We start from the raw sequence: 20,015 nt of genomic DNA on the forward strand, positions 1-20,015 counted from the left end.
TCGGCGGTCGATCAGTGGCCGCTCGGTCGGCGCCGCACCAGGAATTCGATCGCCGCCGCGTATCCGAACACGCCCATCCCGGCGATCACCGCGGTGGCGATGGGCGAGATGAAGGAGTGGTGGCGGAACTCCTCGCGGGCATGCACATTGCTGACGTGCACCTCAACGATCGGCACCTCCGGAATCACCAGCGCGTCGCGTAGGGCGACCGAGGTATGGGTGAGCCCGCCGGGATTGATGACGATGCCCGAGACCGTCCCGCGGGCCTCGTGGATCCGATCGATCAGGGCGCCCTCGGAATTCGACTGGAACGCCTTCACCTCGCGGCCGAGCCCGGCCGCCGTGCGCGTGCACAATTCCACGACGTCGGCGAGGGTCTCGGAGCCGTAGATCTCCGGCTGGCGTACGCCGAGCATGTTCAGATTGGGACCGTTGAGCACCAGGATCGGCAGGCTCGGCGCGGCGGTGTCGGACATGCCGGCAACCTTACCGATTCACCCGGTGCGTACCTGCGCGATTGGTCGCGGATCGGATCGGGTATCTAATGTGAAACGCCGAGTTCGGTGGTATCTGCACGCGGCGTCGGCTCGGTCGGTACGGTAGCTGCGCCGGTTGTCTTCGGGCCATCGGACGACGTTGGTGATCGGCTTCGGAGACGGGAGGGTTCGGGCACAATTGACACCGTTGTGTACGGGTTGCTCTCCCGGCTCGGGGGGCGCCGCAAACAGGGATTTTTCAGGTACGGTGGTCTTGTTACTGGAGTGACAAGAGTGAAGAGTGGGCGACATGGATGTGTGGGGATCCCGCCGCTTTCGCTTCCGGGGCGCACTGGCCCTCACGGGGGTGGCGGCTCTGGTATTCGCGATGGGATCGTGTGGTCTGGGTGAGCAGCCGAACGAAGCCGAGGCTGTCGTCGAACGGTTCACCGAGCTGCTCGACGAGCACGACTACGCGGCCGCCGCGGAGCTGACGTCCTACCCCACCGCGGCCTCGGCAACCTTGAAGCAAATGTTCGAGGGCCTGGAATCCGGCGAAGTCGATTACGAGAAAACCCAATTCATCGAGCTCGACCCCGCCTCCGGTCTGTTCAGCATGGACGTCGACTGGAGCTTCGGCGAAAAGAAGAACTGGTCCTACAGCATCGAAGGTTCGGTCCGTAAGCTCGCCATCGGCTGGCGCATCTCCTGGGACCCCGCGATCGTGATGCCGCAGCTGAGCCACACCCGCGAGGTCAAGCTGGTGCGCACCACTCCGAAACCGCCACCGCGCGTGGTCGATATCGTCGGCGAACCGCTGATGGCCGAGCAGAACATCAACGTGATCAAACTGGATCCTGCGCTCATGCCCGATCCGGTCGCCTCGACGAATGCGCTCGCCGACGCCATCGAACCGGTCGCCTCGCTGATCACCGGGCCGTATCTGATGCAGCAGCTGGCCTCCTCCGGGGGCAAGCCGATCGTCGCGGTCAGCCTGCGCGACGGCGATTTCAACATCCTCGAACCGCGGATGGCGCCCATTCCCGGTGTGGTGATGGAGAAGCAGCCGCGGGTGATCTCCGTCGACCGGCGGGTGCGTTCCCCGATGCTGGACGGGCTGGCCGAGGTCTGGGAGGACAGCCAGCAGGCGCATTCCGGATGGGCCGTCCAATTGTTCGAGAAGGACGGCCGATTCATCACCCAGCTGGCCGGTGAACAGGGCCCCGCAGGGCCCGATATCGCCGCGACCATGGACCAGAAGTTGCAGCGTGCTGCCTTGGATGCCGTGGTCAGCGTGGCGAGCCCGGCGTCGCTGGTGGCGATCCAGCCCTCCACCGGTGCGGTGGTCGCGGTCGCCCAGAACGGCTATGCCAGCGAGCACGGGCCGGTGGCGTTCACCGGCCTGTACCCGATCGGCGCGAACATCGAGCTGTTCCGCAATATCGTGGGCGTCGAAAAAGGTAAGGCGCCGGCCGACGTCTCGGTGCAGGAGGCCGCGGAGGCGGCCGCCAAACTCGGCATCGGCGTCGACTTCCGGGTACCGGGTCTGGACGAGGTCACCGGACGGCTGGCCATCTCCGGACGCAGCGCCGAGCAGGTCCGGCAGGGCGCGGGCGCCGATGCGGTCCTGGCCAGCCCCTTCGGTATGGCCATCGCCGCCGCGACCATCGCGCGCGGCTCGGTGCCGCCGCCCATGATCGAGCGTGGACGGCCCAGCGAAACCGATGCTCAGCTGGAACCGCTGCCTGCCCCGGTCACCGATCGGCTGCGCACCATGATGCGCGACGGCATGAACGATCCGAGGATGGAAGAGCTTCGGATGTACGGCGGGGTCACCGGCTTCGTCGCCGAAGCGGGCGAAGACGGCTGGTTGATCGCCACGATGGGGGATCTGGCCTTCGCGGTCCACATCGACAATATCGACGGCGGCGACGCGGCGGTGCGGATGGCGGCCCGGATGTTCCGCTCGTTCACCAAGCCCGAGCCCTGAACCGCTCTCGTATCAGATCACCGGAGCCTGGAACCCGATCAGTTGATCGCGTTCCAGGCGGCTCGCCAGCCGAGCAGGAACAACGCCAGCACGGCCGAGGCCACCAGCACGAAGCTGAACGCGGTGCCCTGGCCGCTGATCGAACGCAGCACCATGCCGCCGGCGAGGGTGCCGAGCCAGACCAGCACCCCGGTGGGCCAGAGCGAACTGCCATCGAAACGGGCGCCCTCGCCGTACATCCGGCCGGCCGCGATCACCGCCACCGCCCAGCCGACCGCCAACCCGATCGCGAACGGCCAGACCGTCCGCAACAATCCGGCGAGCACCGCCTCGTCGTGACTTTGCCGTCCGATCGCGCAGAACAGCACCACCAGCAGGGCATCGACCACCAACGGCAGGAAAATCCTCACCCGGCCAGCTTAGTGTTCGTTTCAATCAATCCCCGGCCACGCCACGGCTACACGGTGCGGCGCTGCTCGAATTCCTTTTCGTATTCCACCTCGTCGGCCTGTTTGGTGCGGAAACCGAACGCGAAAACGATCCAGCCGATGATCGCCACCAGAATGAAACTCACCAGCCGGTAGACGAATGCCGCCGCCACCGCCTGCGCGGCAGGCAATCCCGCGGCGGCGGTGAGACCGTAGATCAAGGTCGCGTCCACATAGACGATGCCGCCGGGCGCGAACGGAATCGAACCGACGGCTTTACCCGCGGCGAAAGCGATCAGCAGGCCTGCCCATTTCGGGTCGCCGCCGATGGCGTAACAGGCGGCGCCGAGACAGGCGACGTCGGCGATGCGGTGCACCACCGCCCATCCGGCCACCCAGGCACCGTCACGGGTACCGAGGTCGACCGATTCCAGCTGCGCCAGCATGTCGGTGACTTTGGACATTCCATGGTCGGGCGGCTGTTTGCGCACCCGATTCACCAGCGCGAGCACTCGGCGCACGACGGTTTCGAGCGCACCGGGATTGCTGGAGATGTAATTGCCCGCCCACACCAGGGCGACAATGGCCAGCACGGTGACGATCAGTTTCACCGGCCCCACCCGATTGCCGACCAGCAGTGCACCGCCGACGCCGAGCAACGCCAGGCCCGCCGCGGCGACCACACCGGAGAACACCAGCTGCCAGGAGGCGACCACCGGACTCGCACCCCAGCGCCGGGTCTGCCGGTAGGTGAACGCGGTGGAGAAAACCTGGCCGGCGGGCAGCGTCACCGACATCGCCGTCGCGCCATAGACGACGGCTACCGATTTGCGTTGACTGACCCGCACACCACCGGCGCCGAGCAACTGTTTCTGCACGCGGCCGAATCCGCTCATCGACATCGCCTGGAATGCGATGCACAGCGCTACCCAGCCCCAATGGATTTCGGTGAGAGTGCGCCACGACTCGTGCAGACGCGGCCAGAGATAGATGGCCTCGCCGATCAATAATGCGAGCAACGCCACACCGGCGACCCATTTCAGCCACCGGAAATTGCGCCGAACCGGCGCGGCAGCGGCCGCAGGCGAGACAGAATCGCCTGCTGGAGCGCCGTTGGCCGTCACGCGGTCAGCCTAACGAACGCACCTGTTCTTCGTCTGCATCGTCGGTGGCCTCGGCGCCGTTCTTGGGCCAGGCCAATCTGGTTTTTCTGCGCCGTCCACGCAGCTGTACCTCGTCGCCGGTCACCCAAAACTCTTGCTCGCTTTCATCGGCGAAATACAGCGCGGAGCCGGATGCGAGCACCCGCCCGGGTTGGTCTTTGGCCAGCTCGGTCAGCCGCGAGGCCTCGTTGACCGGATCTCCGATGACGGTGTATTCGAATCGATTGGCCGCACCGATATTTCCCGCGACGGCCAATCCGGCCGAAACGCCGATACCGATATCCAGGCCGTGCACCTCACGCAGGGCCTCACGCAATTCCCTGGCCGCGGCCAGGGCGGCGGCGGGTGCGTCCGGCCGGTCCAATGGCGCGCCGAAGATCGCCAGGGCCGCGTCACCGACGAACTTGTTGACGAAGCCGTGGTGGCGATCGATGACGTCGACCACCACCCGGAAGAACTCGTTGAGCAGGCTCACCACCTCGGTGGGCGGGCGCTCGGCGGCGGTGGCGGTCGAGCCGACCATGTCCACGAACAGCACCGCGACGAACCTGGTCTCACCGCCGAGTTCGGTGCCGTAGTCCAGCGCGCGCTGGGCCACCTCGGCGCCGACGTGCTGGCCGAACAGCTCCTGGAGCTGCTGACGTTTGGCGGCCTCCTCCATCATCCGGTTGAAGCCCACCTGCAACAGCCCGATCTCGCTGCCGTCGAACACCTCGACCTGCACATCCCGCGCGCCGGCCTGCACCCGGTCGATGGCCTGGCTGAGCTGGCGCACCGGGTCGGAGATGCTGGAGGCGGTGAGCATCGACAACGCCAGCGCCTGCATGATCACCACACCGCACAGCAGCAGAATCGACACCGCCAGCGACTGCGCCGAGAATTTGATGTCGGAGGAGATCTGGGTGACGCACAGCAGCACGATCGCGATGGTCGGCGCGAAGGTGCCCATGCCCCAGGTCATCGCCATGCGGGTACCGACACCGGGGGTCAAGGTGTGGTCGAAGGTGCCGGCGGTGAGTGCTTCGGCGGCCACCGGGCGCAGGATGCGCTCACCGAGCATGTAGGTGAAGCCGAAGACGATGGTCGCGGCCATACATTCGGTGACGATCACCGCACCGGCGAGTTCGGGCGTGTCGACGATGATCAGCGAGGCCAGCACCGCGCCACCGACGATCCACAGCGCCAGATGCAGGATCGACTGCCGCAGCGGCGCGTGCAGCGCGGCCATCTGCTCTTGCCTGCTCGGCGGGCCCCCGCGCACCTGCCACCGCATCACCGGCCGCAGCATCCACGCCGAGGCGACCACGCTGAGCAGGCCGCCGATCACGAAGACCAGCGCCGGGATCAGCAGGCCCACCTGGCGCGGTCCGGCGGCCTCACCTTCCGGTATGGGGAGTCCGTACTGGATGAACGCCCAGACCAGCACCGCGCCGAAGGCATTGGCCAACAGCATCGACGTCAGGTACAGCGGCCAGCGCGTATGCATGGTCTGTTTGACCGCTTCCAAGGGCGCTGACACGATCACCAATCTAGCGTTTCGAACATCTATCCTCTGCGTGGCGGTGTTGCGCCGATAAGCTCTCCAGGGTGACCGAGCCGAAGTCAGGTTCCGCGGGATCGACGCCGAAGACGGCGGCACAGCGGGAGGGGAGAGCGTCGGCGGCGGCCGACGCGGTGCATCCGATCGTGCGGGTGAGCGCGGAGTGGGCGTGGCGATTGCTCGTCATCTTCGCGCTGGTCGCCGTGCTGGCCATGGTCGTGCAGCGGCTGGCGACGGTGGTGATTCCGCTGGCCATCGCGTTGTTGGCGGCCGCGCTGCTGGCGCCGCTGGTGGACTGGATGCAACGGCTGGGGATAGCGCGCTCGGTCGGCGTGTTCGTGGTGCTGGTCGGTTCGCTCGGGCTGGTCGCCGGGATTCTCACCTTCGTGGTCGAGCAGTTCGTCGAGGGCGTGCCCCAGCTGACCGATCAGTTCACCAACAGCATCAAAGAGGTGCAGGACTGGCTGATCAACGGGCCGATCCACCTCAGTGAAGATCAGATCCGCAGCGCGGGCGACACCGCGGTCAAGGCCATCCAGTCCAATCAGGACGAGCTCACCAGCGGGGCGCTCACCACCGCGACGGTGATCGGCCACATCCTTACCGGCACCTTCCTCACCCTGTTCATCCTCATCTTCTTCCTCTACAGCGGCGATCAGATCTGGCATTTCATCACCAGGATCGTGCCGACGCCGCATCGGCAGCGGGTGCGAACGGCCGGCGAGCTCGGCTTCGGATCGCTGGTCGGGTTCGTGCGGGCGACGGTGGCGGTGGCCGCTGTCGACGCCATCGGTATCGGCGCCGGGCTCGCCATCCTCGGGGTGCCACTGGCGTTGCCGTTGGCTTCACTGGTGTTCGTCGGCGCCTTCATCCCGATCATCGGCGCGTTCCTGGCCGGGTTCGTGGCGGTGTTCATCGCCCTGGTCACCAAGGGCCTGGTGACGGCGCTGATCGTGCTCGGCATCATCATCGCGGTGATGCAGCTCGAGGGGCATGTGTTGCAGCCACTGTTGCTGGGGCGGGCGGTGAGCATCCATCCGCTGGCGGTGGTGCTGGCCATCACCGCGGGCGTGGTGCTCGGCGGGATCGCCGGCGGTCTGCTCGCGGTGCCGTTCGTCGCGGTGATGAACACCGCGATCCGATCGTTGCTGGCCGAGGATCCGGAGGAGCTGTTCGAGGAGCTGCGCACCGACGAGGACGGCAGGTTGTATTCGGCGGAGCCGGATGTGCCCGAGCCGGGGCGCTTCGATGTCGGGGCCATCCTGGCCGAGGCGCAGCGCAAACTCGGCGGGAAATCCGGTGGGGACAAACCGGGCCGCACCGACGACACCGGGACCCGCGATGACGCCACCACGGACGACTGAACCGAGCTCCGCAGACACCGCCACCGCCCCGCTGTGGCGGGCGGCGCAGGCCTTCCGGCTGGTGACGCTGCTGTACGCGGTGGGCCAGCAGATCGCCTCGGTGCCCTACTACCAGAACCAGCGGTTGAGCTGGGTGCTGATCGCGAGCATGGCGGTGTGGTCGGGCGTCTCGGCGATCATGTTGTCGCAGTGGCATTTCCCCGACGCCCTCCGGCTGCGCGGCTGGGTGGTGTTCGGCGACCATGCGGTGGTGATCGCGCTGATGGCTTCGACCCGGCTGGTCGCCGATTACGACTGGTATCACGGCCACCAGACCCTGCCGACCACGCTGTGGGCGACCAATGCCGTGATCTCGGCGGCGATCCTGCGCGGGCCGGTGTTCGGCGTGTGTTCGGGCATGCTCATCGCCGCCGCCAGCATCACCGTGCGCGACCAGTGGGGTCAGGATGTGTGGACCGATGCGACCGCACCGGTGCTGGTATCGGTGGGGCTGGCGCTCGGGCTTGCCGCCAACACCGCGCGTACCGCGCAACGTCAGCTCGAGCGGGCGGTGCGGCTGAACGCGGCGACCGAAGAACGCGAACGGCTCGCCCGTCAGGTACACGACGGCGTGCTGCAGGTGCTCAGCTACATCACACGTCGCGGTACCGAAATCGGCGGACCCACCGCGGAACTCGCGCAGCGGGCCGGTGAACAGGAAGTGGCGCTGCGGGTGCTGATCTCCGAGCAGGGTGCACGTGCCGACGAGGGCGGGGCGGAGGTCGATCTGCGGCCGCTGCTCACCGAACACGCCACGCCGGACGTCTTCGTGTCCACGCCAGGTGATCCGGTACCGGTGCGGCGCTGGGTCGCCACCGAGATCGCGGCCGCGGTCGCGACCGCGCTGTCGAATGTCGGTCTGCACGCCGGGCCGGACGCGAAAGCCTATGTGCTGCTGGAAGACACCGGCGACGAGGTGATCGTCAGCGTCCGCGACGACGGCGTCGGCATCGCACCCGGCCGGCTGGCCGAGGCCGAACAGGAGGGGCGGATGGGCGTGTCACGCTCTATCGTCGGCCGGATCGGAGCACTCGGCGGGACGGCGGAACTGCTGACCGAAGAGACCGGCGGCGTCGGCTTCGGCACCGAATGGGAATTCCGGGTGCCACGTGGCCGATCGAGAGGGAGGTAGCCGATGAGCGAGGACGCGATCACCGTGATGGTGGTGGACGACCACCCGATGTGGCGCGACGGCGTCTCCCGTGACCTGACCGAATCCGGGTTCCAGGTCGTGGCCACCGCGGACGGTGTGGGCGCGGCGACCAGACGCGCCGCCGCCGTGCGACCCGATGTGGTGCTGATGGATATGCAACTACCCGACGGCAACGGCGCGCAGGCCACCGCCGAGGTGCTGCGGGTCTCGCCGGACAGCCGGGTGCTGGTGCTGTCGGCGTCGGCCGAACGCGACGATGTGCTGGACGCGATCAAGGCGGGCGCCACCGGCTATCTGGTCAAGAGCGCGTCGTCGGCGGAGCTGCGCGATGCCGTGCGCGCCACCGCCGCCGGTCAAGCGGTGTTCACACCCGGACTCGCCGGGCTGGTGCTCGGTGAGTACCGCCGCATCGCCACCGCGCCCGCCGACCCGGCCACGCCGCCGCGGCCCGCGCTCACCGAACGCGAAACCGAGGTGCTGCGGATGGTGGCGAAAGGGTTGTCGGCCAAGCAGATCGCGTCCAGGCTCGGATTGTCGCACCGCACCGTGGAGAACCATGTGCAGGCGACCCTGCGGAAGCTGCAGTTGGCGAACAGGGTCGAGTTGACCAGGTATGCCATCGAGCAAGGGCTCGAGTAGGGCGTCGCGCTCGGCCTATCGGGGTCGGTGTCGGGAGTTCGCGCAGCTGATCGTTGCGGTCGTATCGTTGCCGGTCGGCAGTTCGGTGCTGTGTCGTGCGGCGGGTCGCCAACGCTGTGGGCGGCGATCGTACGACTTCCGGAGGATGCCGGGGGCGCCGGAATCGGGGATCGCCCCGATGCCGGAACGGGCGGTTTCTCGGTAACCTCGGACCCATGGGCGGCCCCGATTCGGTTTCATCAGGTATCGGCTCCGGCGGGCCGGTAGGCGATCGTGACCTGCGGGTCTCCGATGCCGAACGAGAACACGTCGGCGAGCTGCTGCAACGTGCCGTCGGGCTGGGAATGCTGTCGCTGGGGGAGTTCACCGAGCGGATGGATACGGCGCTGGCCGCCAAGACCCGCGGCGAGCTGAACTCCGTGCTCATCGATCTGCCCGGCGTCCGACTGGTCGGGCAGCCCGCAGCACCGTCCACCGCCTTTGTGAACGCGCCACGGCCGCTGACAGGGCCGTCGACGCCGCACCTCGCGCCCATGCCGCAGCATCCTGGCAACGTCATCCGCGGCAGGCTCGCCACACTCAGCCGGCGCGGCCCCTGGCAGGTGGCGCCCGTGCTGCACACCAATAACGTGCTCTCCTCGGTCACTCTGGATTTCACCGAGGCGATCATGTCCACCCAGGTGGTGGAACTGCACGTCGACGACTACGCCACCGGCCTGACCCTGATCGTGCCCAGCGAGGCCACCGTCGACCTCAACGGCCTCGATCTGGTGGGTTCCAGCGCCAACAACAAGGTCCGCACCGGCCCACCCATCGGCCGCCTGCACCTGATCGTGCACGGCCGCACCCGCTTCGGCTCCGTCACCGCCAAGCACCCGTTCATGTCGAACTGGCGCAAGCTCATGGGGTTCTGAGGGCCCGCCGCGCTCCTGAACAGCCCCGCGCACGGCCTGAATGCGATTGCCGGCGCGGTGCTCGGCCCTGCGAACGAGGCGGGCGGAGACAGCGTCCGATGACGTAGACCTACCGCCGGCCGGGGCCACGCGGCTGATGCTGCGGGACGCCTGGGACAGTCGAACGCGACAGCTGGCCGGTCCGTAGCCCCGGTGGGTCGGCCATCGAACGCCCGCAGCGCCTTTACCAGCGGATTCGCGTAGATATTCGTCTGTTGCCGGGTGTTTCTACTCATGTGTTCCATACCCGTCGAACTCAGCATTGGAAGCATGAGTACAGCTATTGATCCGGTGCTGATCTCGCGGTTGTCGGGAGAGTTCGAGACGCTCGGCGATCAGATGTGGGCGTTGGGGCGTGACCTGGAACTGCTGCGGTGTCAGGTCGCGTCGGAGCGGGCGGACAGTGCGGCCGGGGAGCCCGCCACCGGCTCATCCGTGCCTGACGCCGGGCTCTCCGCAAAGCACCCGGTGGCCGGCACGCCACAGCCGGGTGTCGGCCGGCGGCAGTCGGGTGCCGGTCAGGTGTCGCCGGGTGTCGTTGAGCCGTCGGCGGGCGTCGGGCGCGCACGATCGACCGCCGATGAGGCAGGATCGGACGCCGTCGAACATGCCAGGCCGGGCGTTGACCAGGCGCGATCGGGTGACGTCGAGCCGTCGGCGGGCGTCGAGGGCGCTAGGCCGGGCGTTGCCGAGACACAGTCGGGCGTTGCCGAGACACAGTCCGGCGTAGACGAGGCGCGGGCGGGCGTCGAGGAGGCGGAGGCGGGCGCTGGCCGGGAACGGTCGAATGCCGACCGGCCGTCATCTGGCCGCGACCACGCTCAGCCGGGCGCCGACCGGACGCCTACTGCTGCGGGTACTTCACAACCGGGTGCGACCGAGCCATCGCGCGCGCCCGGGTCGCCGGGTGCGCCCGTACCCCCGGACGCGCCCGCGTTCCCCGGGCCGGGCGCCTCCCAGCCGCAGGCGGGCTCCGCGGCGCACCAGGGTGCGGTGCCGGGGCGCGGCACCTTTGCGACTCCCGGCCCTTATGGGCCGCAGGCGGGTGGGTATCCGTACCCGGCCGGACGTTTCGCGCAGCCGGGTGGTTGGGCGCCGCGTGGCACCGGGATTCCGTATGGGGTTCCGCCGGGAGGGCGGGGCTGGGGTGTGCCGGCGGGGCAGGCGTGGCGTCCTCCGCAGGCGCCGAAGCGGACGCCGTGGTGGCAGCAGGAGGGCGTGATCAGCCGGGTGCTTGCGGTGGCCGGGGTCGGGGTGACCCTCATCGGGGTGGTGATGCTGCTGGTGCTGGCGGCGCAGGCCGGGTTCTTCGGGCCGGTGCCCCGGGTGGCGGCCGGAGTGGCGTTCTCCGCGGCGCTGGTGGGGGCTGGGGTGCGGGTGTACGCGCGCAGTGGCGGGCAGGTCGGCGGAATCGCCTTGGCGGCCACCGGTATTGCGGGCGGCTATCTGAATGTGGTCGGGGTGACCACGGTGTACGAGTGGTTGCCGCCGGTGGTGGGGCTGGCACTGGCGTCGGCTGTCGCGGCGGGCGGGGTGTGGCTGGCGGTGCGGTGGAATTCGCAGACTCTCGCGGTGCTTGTGGTGGCCGGCGCGGCGGTGTTGTCGCCAGTGCTGACCGTGGAACTGGCCTTGCTCGGATTCCTGATCGTGTTGCAAGCCGCGTGTGTGCCGGTGCAATTGGCGCGCAACTGGCCGATTCTGCACGTCATCCGGACCGCGCCCGCGGTGCTGGCCACGCTGGCCGCGATCGCCGTCGCCACCTTCGACAACCCGGAGCGGGCCCGGCTGTACTGGCTGCTCACGGCGGCGGTCGCGATCGCCGCCGTCGGGTTGGTCGGCACCGTACTCGCGGTGCGCGAGCGCTCCGGCGACATCACCGCGACGGTCACCCTCGCCATCGCGGCGATTCCGCTGCTGGCAGCGCCGGTGATGTTCGAACGCCGCACCTCGGTGTTCGCTGCCGCGGTGTTCGCCGCGGTACTGCTCGGTCTGGCGGCGACCGCGATTGCGCCGAATCAGCGGCTGCGCCGGTTCATTCCGCCGCATACCGCGATCGCTGCGGCCGTCGCCGGATCGTTCGCTCTGCTCGAGGCGTGCCTGGGGGTGACCGATGTGCAGACCCTGCCGGTCGCGCTGTTGCTGGTCGCGCTCGGCTTCCTCGCCGTGGCCGGGCAACTGCGGAACCCGGTGGCCGCCGGTATCGGTGTGATGTTCGCGGCGCTCGGTGCGCTGGTCTTCCTGGACAGCGCCTCCCCGGAAACCCTTGCCGTGCAGCGTTTCGCCGAACAGCAGCTGGACATCGCGACGCTACTGGCGGCCCTGCTCGCCCTCGCCGTCGTGCCGGCGGGCGTGTGGGCGGTGCGCAGGCTGCCCGGTATCGGCGGTGATATCGCCGACGTGGTCCTCTGGGTCGCCGCGAGCCTGTGCGGGCTGTACGCGGTGACGGTGGCGACGGTGTCCATCGGTGTGGCCTCCGGCGCGTCCGACGGCTTCCTCATCGGCCACAGCGCCGCCACCATCGCCTGGATGGTCGCCGCCACCGCCGCGCTGCTGTACGGCCTGCGCAAACTGGCGGGCTCGCCTGCGGTGGCCAAGCTGGCCCTCGGCTCCGGCCTGCTGGTCACCGCTGCCGCCCTGGCCAAACTGTTCCTGTTCGACCTTGCCACGCTCGACGGCCTGGTGCGGGTGGCCGCCTTCCTCATCGTCGGGGTGCTGCTCCTGCTGGCAGGCACCCGCTACGCTCGCGCCTTCGCCGACGCGAGCAGCGAGAACCCGCCGACGTCGTAGGGCAGGTAGACGGGAGCCCGGCAGCCGCACGGCCGCGGGTCTGCGACTACTCGCTCTCGCGCCGCCGCAGCAGCTCGTTCACGCTGACCGTGCGCCCATCACCGGAATGGTGCCGCCCCTGGTCCGGCGGCGGAGTGCGGCGACGGGAGGAGCGGAGTTCCGCCATCCAGTTCTCGATGCTGCTACGGCTGTCGTCGCCGGGTTCGGCTTCGGCCGCCTGCGTCGAATCCGATGGCTGCGCAGGCACTTCCGTCGTCTCGGACTCATCGGGCGCCGGTGCCGGACCCGCGGAAGCACCCGGCGTGGAGACACGGGGCAGCAGCGGACGCGGTGTCGCATGCGGTTGCGGTGCGGGCGCGGATTCGCCCTCCGGCGCGGAACCGGGCAGCGGAGGCAGCCGGTCGGGTGCGGGCTGTCCGGGTGCCGGCACCCGGTAGAACGCGGTTGCCGTCGCGTCCCCCGGCGCCTGCTCCGCGCGATGGGAGGGCGCGGGGTCGGCCTGCCTGCCGGTCGGTTCGGCAGTTCCGTTGGACGTGGCGCGACCCTGTTCGGCACCGAACGGATCGTGGTGCGGCCGAGCGGATTCCGTCGCGGCGGGAGTCTCGCCGAATGGCGCGAACGGCTGCTCGGGCGGATGTGGACGCGGCCGGGTCGGATCGGCGGGGCCGAAGTGCCCGCCGAAAGCGGATGGGCCCGCAGCGGATTCGGGCGAATGGTTCGGGCCCGCATCGGCGGACCGGCCCGGCGCCGATTCCGGGGAGCTCGGCGTGCCCGAACCTCCGATGACACCGGATTCCGACCCCGAAGCGACGTCACCGGCTGCCCCGGGGGCGACCCCGCGCGGCGGCCGGACGCGCTCGGACCCGCGCGGCTGCGGGGAATCCGGCGCCAACCGCAAGGTCGAACCGCCGGCCTCGCCCGCATCGGACTCCGGCTCCGGCGGCGTCGCGTGCGCCGCCCGCGGCCTGGTCGGATCCGGCGGCACCGGCATCGGAATGTGCTGGGTCGACGACGCGCCCCGCGGCCGGTTCGGTTCCGGCGGAAGGGCATCCAGGCGCTGCGTCGGCGCCTCGGCCTCGATCTCCTCCACCGTGCGCGGACGCCGCGGCGTCTTACGCTGCTGGCTTTCCGGCATGGCGGGCATCTGCATGGTCACCGGGTCGGTGATCGGCGTGGTCTTCACCAGGTCGACGACCTCGCCGCGGGTGGGCCGTTCGTCGTCGAGGATCGGTTCACCGAGCCCGATCTTCTGCTGAATGCGCTTCATCCAGGCCGGTGCCCACCAGCAGTCGTCGCCGAGCAGCTTCATGGTGGCAGGCACCAGCAGCATGCGCAGGATGGTGGCGTCGATGAACAGCGCCGCGATCATGCCGTAGGCGATGTACTGCATCATCACCAGATCGGAGAACGCGAACGCGCCGGTCACCACCAGCAGGATCAACGCGGCCGCGGTGATGATGCGGCCGGTGTGCGCGGTACCGATGCGCACCGCCTCGGTGGTGGAGGCGCCCTGTGCGCGCGCTTCCACCATGCGAGATATCAGGAACACCTCGTAGTCGGTGGACAAGCCGTAGACCACGGCGATGATCAGCACCAGCACCGGCGACATGATCGGCTGCGGCGTGAAATTCAGCAGATCGGCGCCGTGGCCGTCGACGAAGATCCAGGTCAGGATGCCGAGCGTGGAGCCGAGGCCGAGCGCGCTCATCAATGCCGCCTTGATCGGCAGCACCAGTGAGCCGAAGGTCAAGAACATCAGCACCGTGGTCACGAACAGCACCAGCGCGATCATCAGCGGCATGCGATCGATCAGCGCATCGATACTGTCCATGGTGAACGCGGGTTGCCCGCCGACCAGCAGCCGGACGTCGTCGGGAACCTCCATCGCCCGCAGGTATTCGATGGTCGGCCGGTAGTCCTCGGAGTCGATCAGCGTCGCCGTGGTCCGGTAGACGTCGGTGCGCTCGGTGGAGCGCGACGGCACCTCGAACTTGCCCGCCAGGCCCGGCGCCTCGCTGGCCTGCTTCCAGACCTTGCCGACCGAAGTGCTGTTGTCGGAGACCATGATCAGCTGCACCGGATCGGATTTGCGCAGCGGGAAGATCTCGTCGAAGTTCTGCTGCGCCATCCGGGTGGGGTTGTCCGGCGGCAGATATCGCTCGTTGATGCCGCCGAACTGCAGGTTCTTCACCGGGATGATCAGCAGCAGCAACAGGATGGTGATCGGGATGGCGATCTTGAGCGGATGCTTCATCACCCAGCGGGTGGAGCGACCCCAGAAACCGTTCTCGACTTCCTCGGCGGTCTTGGTCTTGCGGAACCACTTGAGCCCGAACTTGTCCACCCGCGGACCCAGAATGCCGAGCATGGCGGGCAACAGCGTGATCGAGGTGAGTGCGGCCAGCGAAACCGTGGCGATGGTGCCGTAGGCCACCGATTTCAGGAAGCCCTGCGGGAACAGCAGCATGCCGCCGAGGCTGGCGATGATCATGGTCGCGGAGAACACCACGGTGCGCCCGGCCGTCATCACCGAACGCCGGACCGCGGCCGGGGTGTCGTAACCCTCGGCGAGTTCTTCCCGGAACCGGCTGACGATGAACAGGCCGTAGTCGATCGCGAGACCGAGGCCGATCATCGACACGACGTTGGAGACGAAGGAGTTGACGTCGGTGAAGTTCGTCAACGCCATCACGATGCCGTTGGCGCCGATCACCGTCAGACCGCCGACGATCAACGGCAGCGAGGCGGCCACCACGCCGCCGAAGATGAAGAACAGCAGGATCGCCACGGCCGGAATGGCCAGGACCTCCATGCGTTTGGAGTCGCTGGCGATGGTGTCGTTGAGGGTGCCCGCCACCGCCTGCAGGCCGGCGACCTGCACGTCGACGCCGTCGATATAGAAGGCGTCCTTCACCGCACGGAAGTTGCGCACCATATCGGTGTCGTTGTCGCCGACGATGGCGATGGAGGCGAAGGTGTGTTTACCGTCTTTGGAGCCGAACAGACTCGGTTGCGCCGGACCGGTTTCGGTGGCCCAGTAGGCGCCGTTGACCTTGGCGATCTGCTCGGGATGTTCGCGCGGCAGCCGGTTCAGGCTGTCGATGATCTTGCTGCTGAACTCCGGGTCCTGGATGGTTTTGCCCTCGGGCGCGGTGTACAGCACGATCACGTCGCTGGTGTGATCGCGGCCGTAGGCCGAGTCGGAAATCCGCGCCGCCTCGGCCGATTCCGAGGTGGGGTCGTCCCATCCGCTGTTGCTCAAATGGTCGCCGAGCCCGAGACCGTAGCCGCCGAGAGCCAGCAATGCGGCCACGACGACGCCGATGACGGCGAAACGTAGTCGGTAGACCAGATCGCCCCAGCGGGTGAACACTAAGCGACTCCTTGTGCGGGGCGAGAGGTGAGCAGCGCCGACAGCGGCCGGAACGGCTGCAGCCAGGCACCCTCGTCGGGCAGCGAGTCGAGGCTAACCCGTGGCAGCGGTTCACGGAACACGCCGGGAATGTCCTCGAGATCGACGAACTCGAGGGTATCGGATGTGACCGCCCAGCTCGCGTGCTCGCGGAAGCCGAGTACCTGAACGGGCACGCCGTCGGCGGCGATCTGTTCGAGCGGCTCACGGAAGGCCTGCCCGTCGGCCGAGGCGACCATGATGCCGGCCAGCCCTGCGCCGCGGCGGCGCATCGCGATATGGGCGAGCATATCGGCGTCGACATCGGAATCTTCGTCGATCTTGGGTTTGGCGAAGACGGCGTAACCGACGTTGCGCAGCGCCTCCACCCACGGCCGCACCACATCCGCGGTGCCCGGCGCGATATTGGTGAACACCGTCGCCTCGGGTTCCACCCGCTGTCCGGCGCCGACCGACAGTTCCGCGGTGCGCGAGAGCAGCCAGCGGCCGAGGGCGTCGAAACGCGGACGGTAGGCGGCGGTGGGCCTGCCGCCGAGGATGGCGCCGAGACCCATGTCCAGATTGGGGGCGTCCCAGACCAACAGCACTCGGCGGATATCGGCGGTGTCGGCGCCGCGCACCTCGCCGGCAACCTCGTCCGCGGCCGCTGCCATCTCACTGACGCTCATCATTCGATCTTCCCCCATATGAACTCGGTGATGGCGCTACCGGCGCGATGGGCCTTGCCCTCGAACTTGGTGACCGGGCGTTCGAAACCGATCGGCGCGCTGTCGCGATGCTCGGCGCTGACCCCGCCGGTGGTCTCGTTCAAGCCGGTCAGCAGGGGTTCGGCGGCGCCGACCTCGGCGATGTGCTCGGCGTAACCCGCGTGATCGGTCGCGACGTGCAGCACACCGCCCGGCTTCAACCGATTGGCGATGAGCGCGAGCGTGGCGGGCTGCAACAGCCTGCGCTTGTGATGGCGGGCCTTGGGCCATGGATCGGGGAAGAACACGCGCACGCCGGTCAGCGACTCTTCGGCAATCATGTTCTCCAGCACATCAACGGCATCGCCGCGCAGCAGCCGGATGTTTCCGATCTGCTCGCGTTCGATGGCCTGCACCAGCTGGGCCAGGCCCGGCTGGTAGACCTCGATGCCGATCAGATTCAGGTGCGGTTCGGCCTGTGCCATGGCGGCGGTCGCGGTGCCGGTGCCACAGCCGATCTCGATGACCAGCGGGGCCGAGCGGCCGAACCAGGCGTCGGCATCCAGCGGTTCGTCGGCCACGTCGCGACCGATCAGCGGCCAGGTGCGATCCCAGGATTTCTGCTGGTTGGGAGTGAGAGCACCGCGGCGGGACCGGAAACTGGTCACCCGTGGATACAGGCGGGACCCGGTCTTCGACCGCCGGCCTGCCTCAGCCGGAGCCGATGCTGTGGACGGTGGGACCGGAACTGACTCGTCTGTATGGTTCGCGGCGTCGTTCACACCTCCATTGTCCAGCATCGGGTGTTCTACGGCGCAGGCGACCGCGTGGTTATCGGGTCGCGCGCCCGGTAAACCCGCGTTGACCGGCTCGGGCGGGCCGGGCCGAATCGGCCGGGCCCGGCTCAACCGCCTGCGGCCATCGGCCCGGATTCAGGCCGCTTTCGCCTGTGCGACCTCGGTCACCGGCGGCTGCGGCGCGCGCAGCGGACGCCCGAACGCGACCAGCACCGCTGTGCGCGCCATTTCCAGCAGCCCGCGCACACCCACCGGCGAGGCCAGCACCGACCAGACCGTGGCGTCGCGCGCCTCGGTGACGGGCTTGCCCGCCAGCCGCGCGTCGAGCCAGTCCAGGGTGATCGGGGTGGCCAGCGGCAGCAGCGAGAAATGCTCGCTGAGCCGGTCGCGCACATAGGTGACGTCGGCGCCGCCCTTGCGGTAGCGGTGCACCTGGCCGTCGATGCCGTCCATGTGGATCACCTGGTCGTGCACCGGCTGCACCACCAGCACCGGGCATTTCGGCGCCGTGTTGCCCAGCCGCAGATCGTCGAGCATGGCCTGCATCTCCGGCGCGGCCAGGATCTCGTCGAGCGGACGCGGCAGGTAGTCGTCCATCTTCTTGTTGGCGAGGCCGAGCACGGCCGCGAGCGTGGTCGAGCGTTCGGCGCGGGCGACCAGCTTGTGGCCGTCCGGGGTGAGTTCGTTCTGGATGATCGCGCCGAGCGCCGGATATATCCGGCGCAATGCCGCGATCACGATGGCGGGCAGGCCCGCGAAGTAGCCGCCGTTGAGCCGTTGGAAAACCTGACCGGGATCGCCCACCGGGGCGCCGAGCACCGCACCGGCGATATCGAGTTCGGGTGCGTAGGTCGGCGCCATCTCCACCAGCCAGGAACTGGCCATACCGCCCCCGGAATAGCCCCACGCCGCGATTCGGGTGTCCGGGCCGAGGCCGAGCGGCGCGAAGGCGAGGGCGGCGCGGATGCCGTCGAGGGCGCGGTAGCCGGGTTCGCGGGGCGCGCCGAAATTGCCGCGCGGCCCCTCGTGGTCGGCGATGCTGACCGCCCAGCCGCGCCGCAGCGCGTTCGCCACCAGCAGCCATTCCAGCTGGGCGATCGATCCGAGCGCATGTGCGCCACGGCGTAGGGCGTAGGACGGCGAACACCGTTCCGAGACCGCGTCCATCGCGGACTGAAAGGCCAGCAACGGGCGGGATTCGGCCGGTTCGGCGCCGTGTGGCAACAGCACGGTGGTGACCGCGGCCTCGGGAGTGCCGTGCAGATCGCAGCTGCGGTAGAGCAGCTGCCAGGCCGAAACCTTTTGCGGCACCACGCCGAACAGCGCCACCTCGACCTCGCGGCTGCGCAGAATGGTGCCCGCGGGCTGGTCGGCGAATCCGGGCGGCGGGCGGTGGAACGGGTCACGGCTCGGCAGCAGCGCCGGCTTGTCCGCGGCGCCGATGGTCGTCGTGGGGGCGGCCTGCGGCCGCTTCGCCCTGTCGCGAGTCATCGCAACCTCCTCGTCGAGGCCCGATGCACGATCTCGGGCGCTTCCAGCGGCGTCTCGCCGCCGCGCGGTCCGGCGCCGCGCGTGTGCCGCCCGCTCGTCGTGAACGAAAAGTCAAGCTACGCACCGACTGTGGTGCCGACCGTCCGGTCAGGGTAAGTTACCCGGCATTCGCCGGGCCAGCCCCCGGCGGATCGTACGGCACAGTGTGGCCGAGCCCATTACGCTTCCTGCCATGGGTGGTCCGACCGTTTTCATCACTGGCGCTGCCGCGGGCATCGGCCGCGCCACGGCGCTGCTTTTCGCTGCCCAGGGCTATCGCGTCGGCGCCTACGACGTCGACGAGGTCGGGCTGACGCGGCTCGCGGCCGATATCGGCCAAGCGGGCGGCAGCGTGCGCACCGGACTCCTCGATGTGACAGACACCACAGCATGGTCCGAGCGGCTCGCCGAGTTCTGGGACGACGCCGGACGACTGGACATCCTGATCAACAACGCAGGCATTCTGCGCGCCGGGCCGTTCGAATCGATCGACCTCGCCCAGCATCAGACCATCGTCGATGTGAATCTCGGCGGCGTCATCCACGGCACCCACCTGGCGTTCCGCTATCTGCGCGACACTCCGGGCGCCCAGGTGGTGAACCTCTGCTCGGCTTCGGCGATCTACGGCCAGCCCGAACTCGCCAGCTACGGCGCCACCAAATCCGCGGTCAAAAGCCTGACCGAGGCGCTGGATCTGGAATGGGCACACCACGACATCCGGGTGATCGCGATCTGGCCGCTGTTCGTGGCCACCGCGATGGTCGAGGGCGTCACCACCAAATCCACTCGCTCCCTCGGCGTGCGGCTGACCGCCGACGACGTCGCCGCAGGCATCTGGTCGGCCACCAGGAAGCAGGGCAGGCTGCCGCGGGTGCACTACGAGATCGGCGCGCAGGCGAAACTGCTCGCCACCGCGGCGAAATACGCACCCAATTGGGCGGTGCGCACGGTGAACAAATACGTCAGCGGTTCGTGAACCGGCCCGCACCGGCCCCGGCCCCGACTTCTGAGACAATGCCCGCAGAACTCGACAGGGGGGTGCGCACCGATGCCGAACG

General features: G+C 68.7%; 15 protein-coding genes. 7 read left to right on the forward strand and 8 right to left on the reverse strand.

Features of this window, described 5'->3' with window-relative positions:
• Window positions 1-11: 11 nt before the first annotated feature.
• Window positions 12-476, reverse strand: coding sequence for a type II 3-dehydroquinate dehydratase (gene aroQ, locus AC5W7N_RS05770; RefSeq protein ID WP_163814474.1), 465 nt, complete (start codon window positions 474-476; stop codon window positions 12-14).
• 310 nt (window positions 477-786) lie between these two features.
• Here aroQ and AC5W7N_RS05775 point away from each other — a divergent pair, with 310 nt between their 5' ends.
• Window positions 787-2,466, forward strand: coding sequence for an NTF2-like N-terminal transpeptidase domain-containing protein (locus AC5W7N_RS05775; RefSeq protein ID WP_228815189.1), 1,680 nt, complete (start codon window positions 787-789; stop codon window positions 2,464-2,466).
• 38 nt (window positions 2,467-2,504) lie between these two features.
• Here the strand turns inward: AC5W7N_RS05775 and AC5W7N_RS05780 are convergent, their stop codons facing one another.
• The 3 genes from AC5W7N_RS05780 to AC5W7N_RS05790 are packed head-to-tail and all read right to left on the reverse strand — an operon-like array spanning window position 2,505 to window position 5,543.
• Window positions 2,505-2,876, reverse strand: coding sequence for a DUF3054 domain-containing protein (locus AC5W7N_RS05780; protein WP_163814476.1), 372 nt, complete (start codon window positions 2,874-2,876; stop codon window positions 2,505-2,507).
• A gap of 47 nt (window positions 2,877-2,923) precedes the next feature.
• Complete coding sequence (locus AC5W7N_RS05785) at window positions 2,924-4,018, reverse strand: lysylphosphatidylglycerol synthase transmembrane domain-containing protein (RefSeq protein WP_163814477.1); 1,095 nt, start codon at window positions 4,016-4,018, stop codon at window positions 2,924-2,926.
• Between the two features lie 4 nt (window positions 4,019-4,022).
• On the reverse strand, window positions 4,023-5,543 hold the full coding sequence (locus tag AC5W7N_RS05790; protein ID WP_175585936.1) for an adenylate/guanylate cyclase domain-containing protein: 1,521 nt from the start codon (window positions 5,541-5,543) through the stop codon (window positions 4,023-4,025).
• Window positions 5,544-5,731: 188 nt separating this feature from the next.
• Here AC5W7N_RS05790 and AC5W7N_RS05795 point away from each other — a divergent pair, with 188 nt between their 5' ends.
• From AC5W7N_RS05795 to AC5W7N_RS05815, 5 genes are all read left to right on the forward strand, one after another.
• The gene (locus tag AC5W7N_RS05795; RefSeq protein ID WP_195020881.1) at window positions 5,732-6,961 is read left to right on the forward strand and encodes an AI-2E family transporter; all 1,230 of its coding nucleotides are present in this window, start codon (window positions 5,732-5,734) and stop codon (window positions 6,959-6,961) included.
• On the forward strand, window positions 6,939-8,132 hold the full coding sequence (gene macS / locus AC5W7N_RS05800) for a MacS family sensor histidine kinase (protein WP_178128076.1): 1,194 nt from the start codon (window positions 6,939-6,941) through the stop codon (window positions 8,130-8,132). Before AC5W7N_RS05795 ends, macS begins: the two co-directional genes overlap by 23 nt.
• Before the next feature lie 3 nt (window positions 8,133-8,135).
• Complete coding sequence (locus tag AC5W7N_RS05805) at window positions 8,136-8,792, forward strand: response regulator (protein ID WP_163814478.1); 657 nt, start codon at window positions 8,136-8,138, stop codon at window positions 8,790-8,792.
• Window positions 8,793-9,007: 215 nt separating this feature from the next.
• Window positions 9,008-9,706 (forward strand): DUF1707 SHOCT-like domain-containing protein, encoded by a 699-nt coding sequence (locus tag AC5W7N_RS05810; RefSeq protein WP_163814479.1) that lies wholly within the window; start codon window positions 9,008-9,010, stop codon window positions 9,704-9,706.
• Window positions 9,707-10,015: 309 nt separating this feature from the next.
• On the forward strand, window positions 10,016-12,532 hold the full coding sequence (locus AC5W7N_RS05815) for a DUF2339 domain-containing protein (protein ID WP_490724362.1): 2,517 nt from the start codon (window positions 10,016-10,018) through the stop codon (window positions 12,530-12,532).
• Between the two features lie 46 nt (window positions 12,533-12,578).
• On the opposite strand, the gene AC5W7N_RS05820 is transcribed toward AC5W7N_RS05815, so the two are convergent.
• The 4 genes from AC5W7N_RS05820 to AC5W7N_RS05835 all read right to left on the reverse strand — a co-directional run bounded on the left by AC5W7N_RS05820 (window position 12,579) and on the right by AC5W7N_RS05835 (window position 18,918).
• On the reverse strand, window positions 12,579-15,905 hold the full coding sequence (locus AC5W7N_RS05820; RefSeq protein WP_195020264.1) for an MMPL family transporter: 3,327 nt from the start codon (window positions 15,903-15,905) through the stop codon (window positions 12,579-12,581).
• Window positions 15,905-16,612: an NYN domain-containing protein gene (locus tag AC5W7N_RS05825; protein WP_036541350.1), complete on the reverse strand. Its 708-nt coding sequence runs from the start codon at window positions 16,610-16,612 to the stop codon at window positions 15,905-15,907. The genes AC5W7N_RS05820 and AC5W7N_RS05825 overlap by 1 nt, the downstream gene beginning before the upstream one ends.
• Window positions 16,612-17,430, reverse strand: coding sequence for a tRNA (guanosine(46)-N7)-methyltransferase TrmB (gene trmB, locus AC5W7N_RS05830; protein ID WP_163814481.1), 819 nt, complete (start codon window positions 17,428-17,430; stop codon window positions 16,612-16,614). The genes AC5W7N_RS05825 and trmB overlap by 1 nt, the downstream gene beginning before the upstream one ends.
• Window positions 17,431-17,562: 132 nt before the next feature.
• Window positions 17,563-18,918, reverse strand: coding sequence for a lipase family protein (locus tag AC5W7N_RS05835; protein ID WP_495923369.1), 1,356 nt, complete (start codon window positions 18,916-18,918; stop codon window positions 17,563-17,565).
• A gap of 232 nt (window positions 18,919-19,150) precedes the next feature.
• Here AC5W7N_RS05835 and AC5W7N_RS05840 point away from each other — a divergent pair, with 232 nt between their 5' ends.
• Window positions 19,151-19,933, forward strand: coding sequence for an SDR family oxidoreductase (locus AC5W7N_RS05840; RefSeq protein WP_495923370.1), 783 nt, complete (start codon window positions 19,151-19,153; stop codon window positions 19,931-19,933).
• The last annotated feature ends 82 nt before the right edge of the window (window positions 19,934-20,015 follow it).

It is taken from the genome of Nocardia sp. CDC519, from assembly GCF_059509835.1.

Bases quoted from the DNA above. Each gene is read 5' to 3' on its own strand.
- AC5W7N_RS05835 (WP_495923369.1), bottom strand. From the start codon at position 18,918: ATGACTCGCGACAGGGCGAAGCGGCCGCAGGCCGCCCCCACGACGACC.
- aroQ (WP_163814474.1), bottom strand. From the start codon at position 476: ATGTCCGACACCGCCGCGCCGAGCCTGCCGATCCTGGTGCTCAACGGT.
- trmB (WP_163814481.1), bottom strand. From the start codon at position 17,430: ATGCTGGACAATGGAGGTGTGAACGACGCCGCGAACCATACAGACGAG.
- AC5W7N_RS05775 (WP_228815189.1), top strand. From the start codon at position 787: ATGGATGTGTGGGGATCCCGCCGCTTTCGCTTCCGGGGCGCACTGGCC.
- AC5W7N_RS05805 (WP_163814478.1), top strand. From the start codon at position 8,136: ATGAGCGAGGACGCGATCACCGTGATGGTGGTGGACGACCACCCGATG.
- AC5W7N_RS05815 (WP_490724362.1), top strand. From the start codon at position 10,016: ATGAGTACAGCTATTGATCCGGTGCTGATCTCGCGGTTGTCGGGAGAG.
- AC5W7N_RS05790 (WP_175585936.1), bottom strand. From the start codon at position 5,543: ATGCATACGCGCTGGCCGCTGTACCTGACGTCGATGCTGTTGGCCAAT.
- AC5W7N_RS05810 (WP_163814479.1), top strand. From the start codon at position 9,008: ATGGGCGGCCCCGATTCGGTTTCATCAGGTATCGGCTCCGGCGGGCCG.
- AC5W7N_RS05840 (WP_495923370.1), top strand. From the start codon at position 19,151: ATGGGTGGTCCGACCGTTTTCATCACTGGCGCTGCCGCGGGCATCGGC.
- AC5W7N_RS05825 (WP_036541350.1), bottom strand. From the start codon at position 16,612: ATGAGCGTCAGTGAGATGGCAGCGGCCGCGGACGAGGTTGCCGGCGAG.
- macS (WP_178128076.1), top strand. From the start codon at position 6,939: ATGACGCCACCACGGACGACTGAACCGAGCTCCGCAGACACCGCCACC.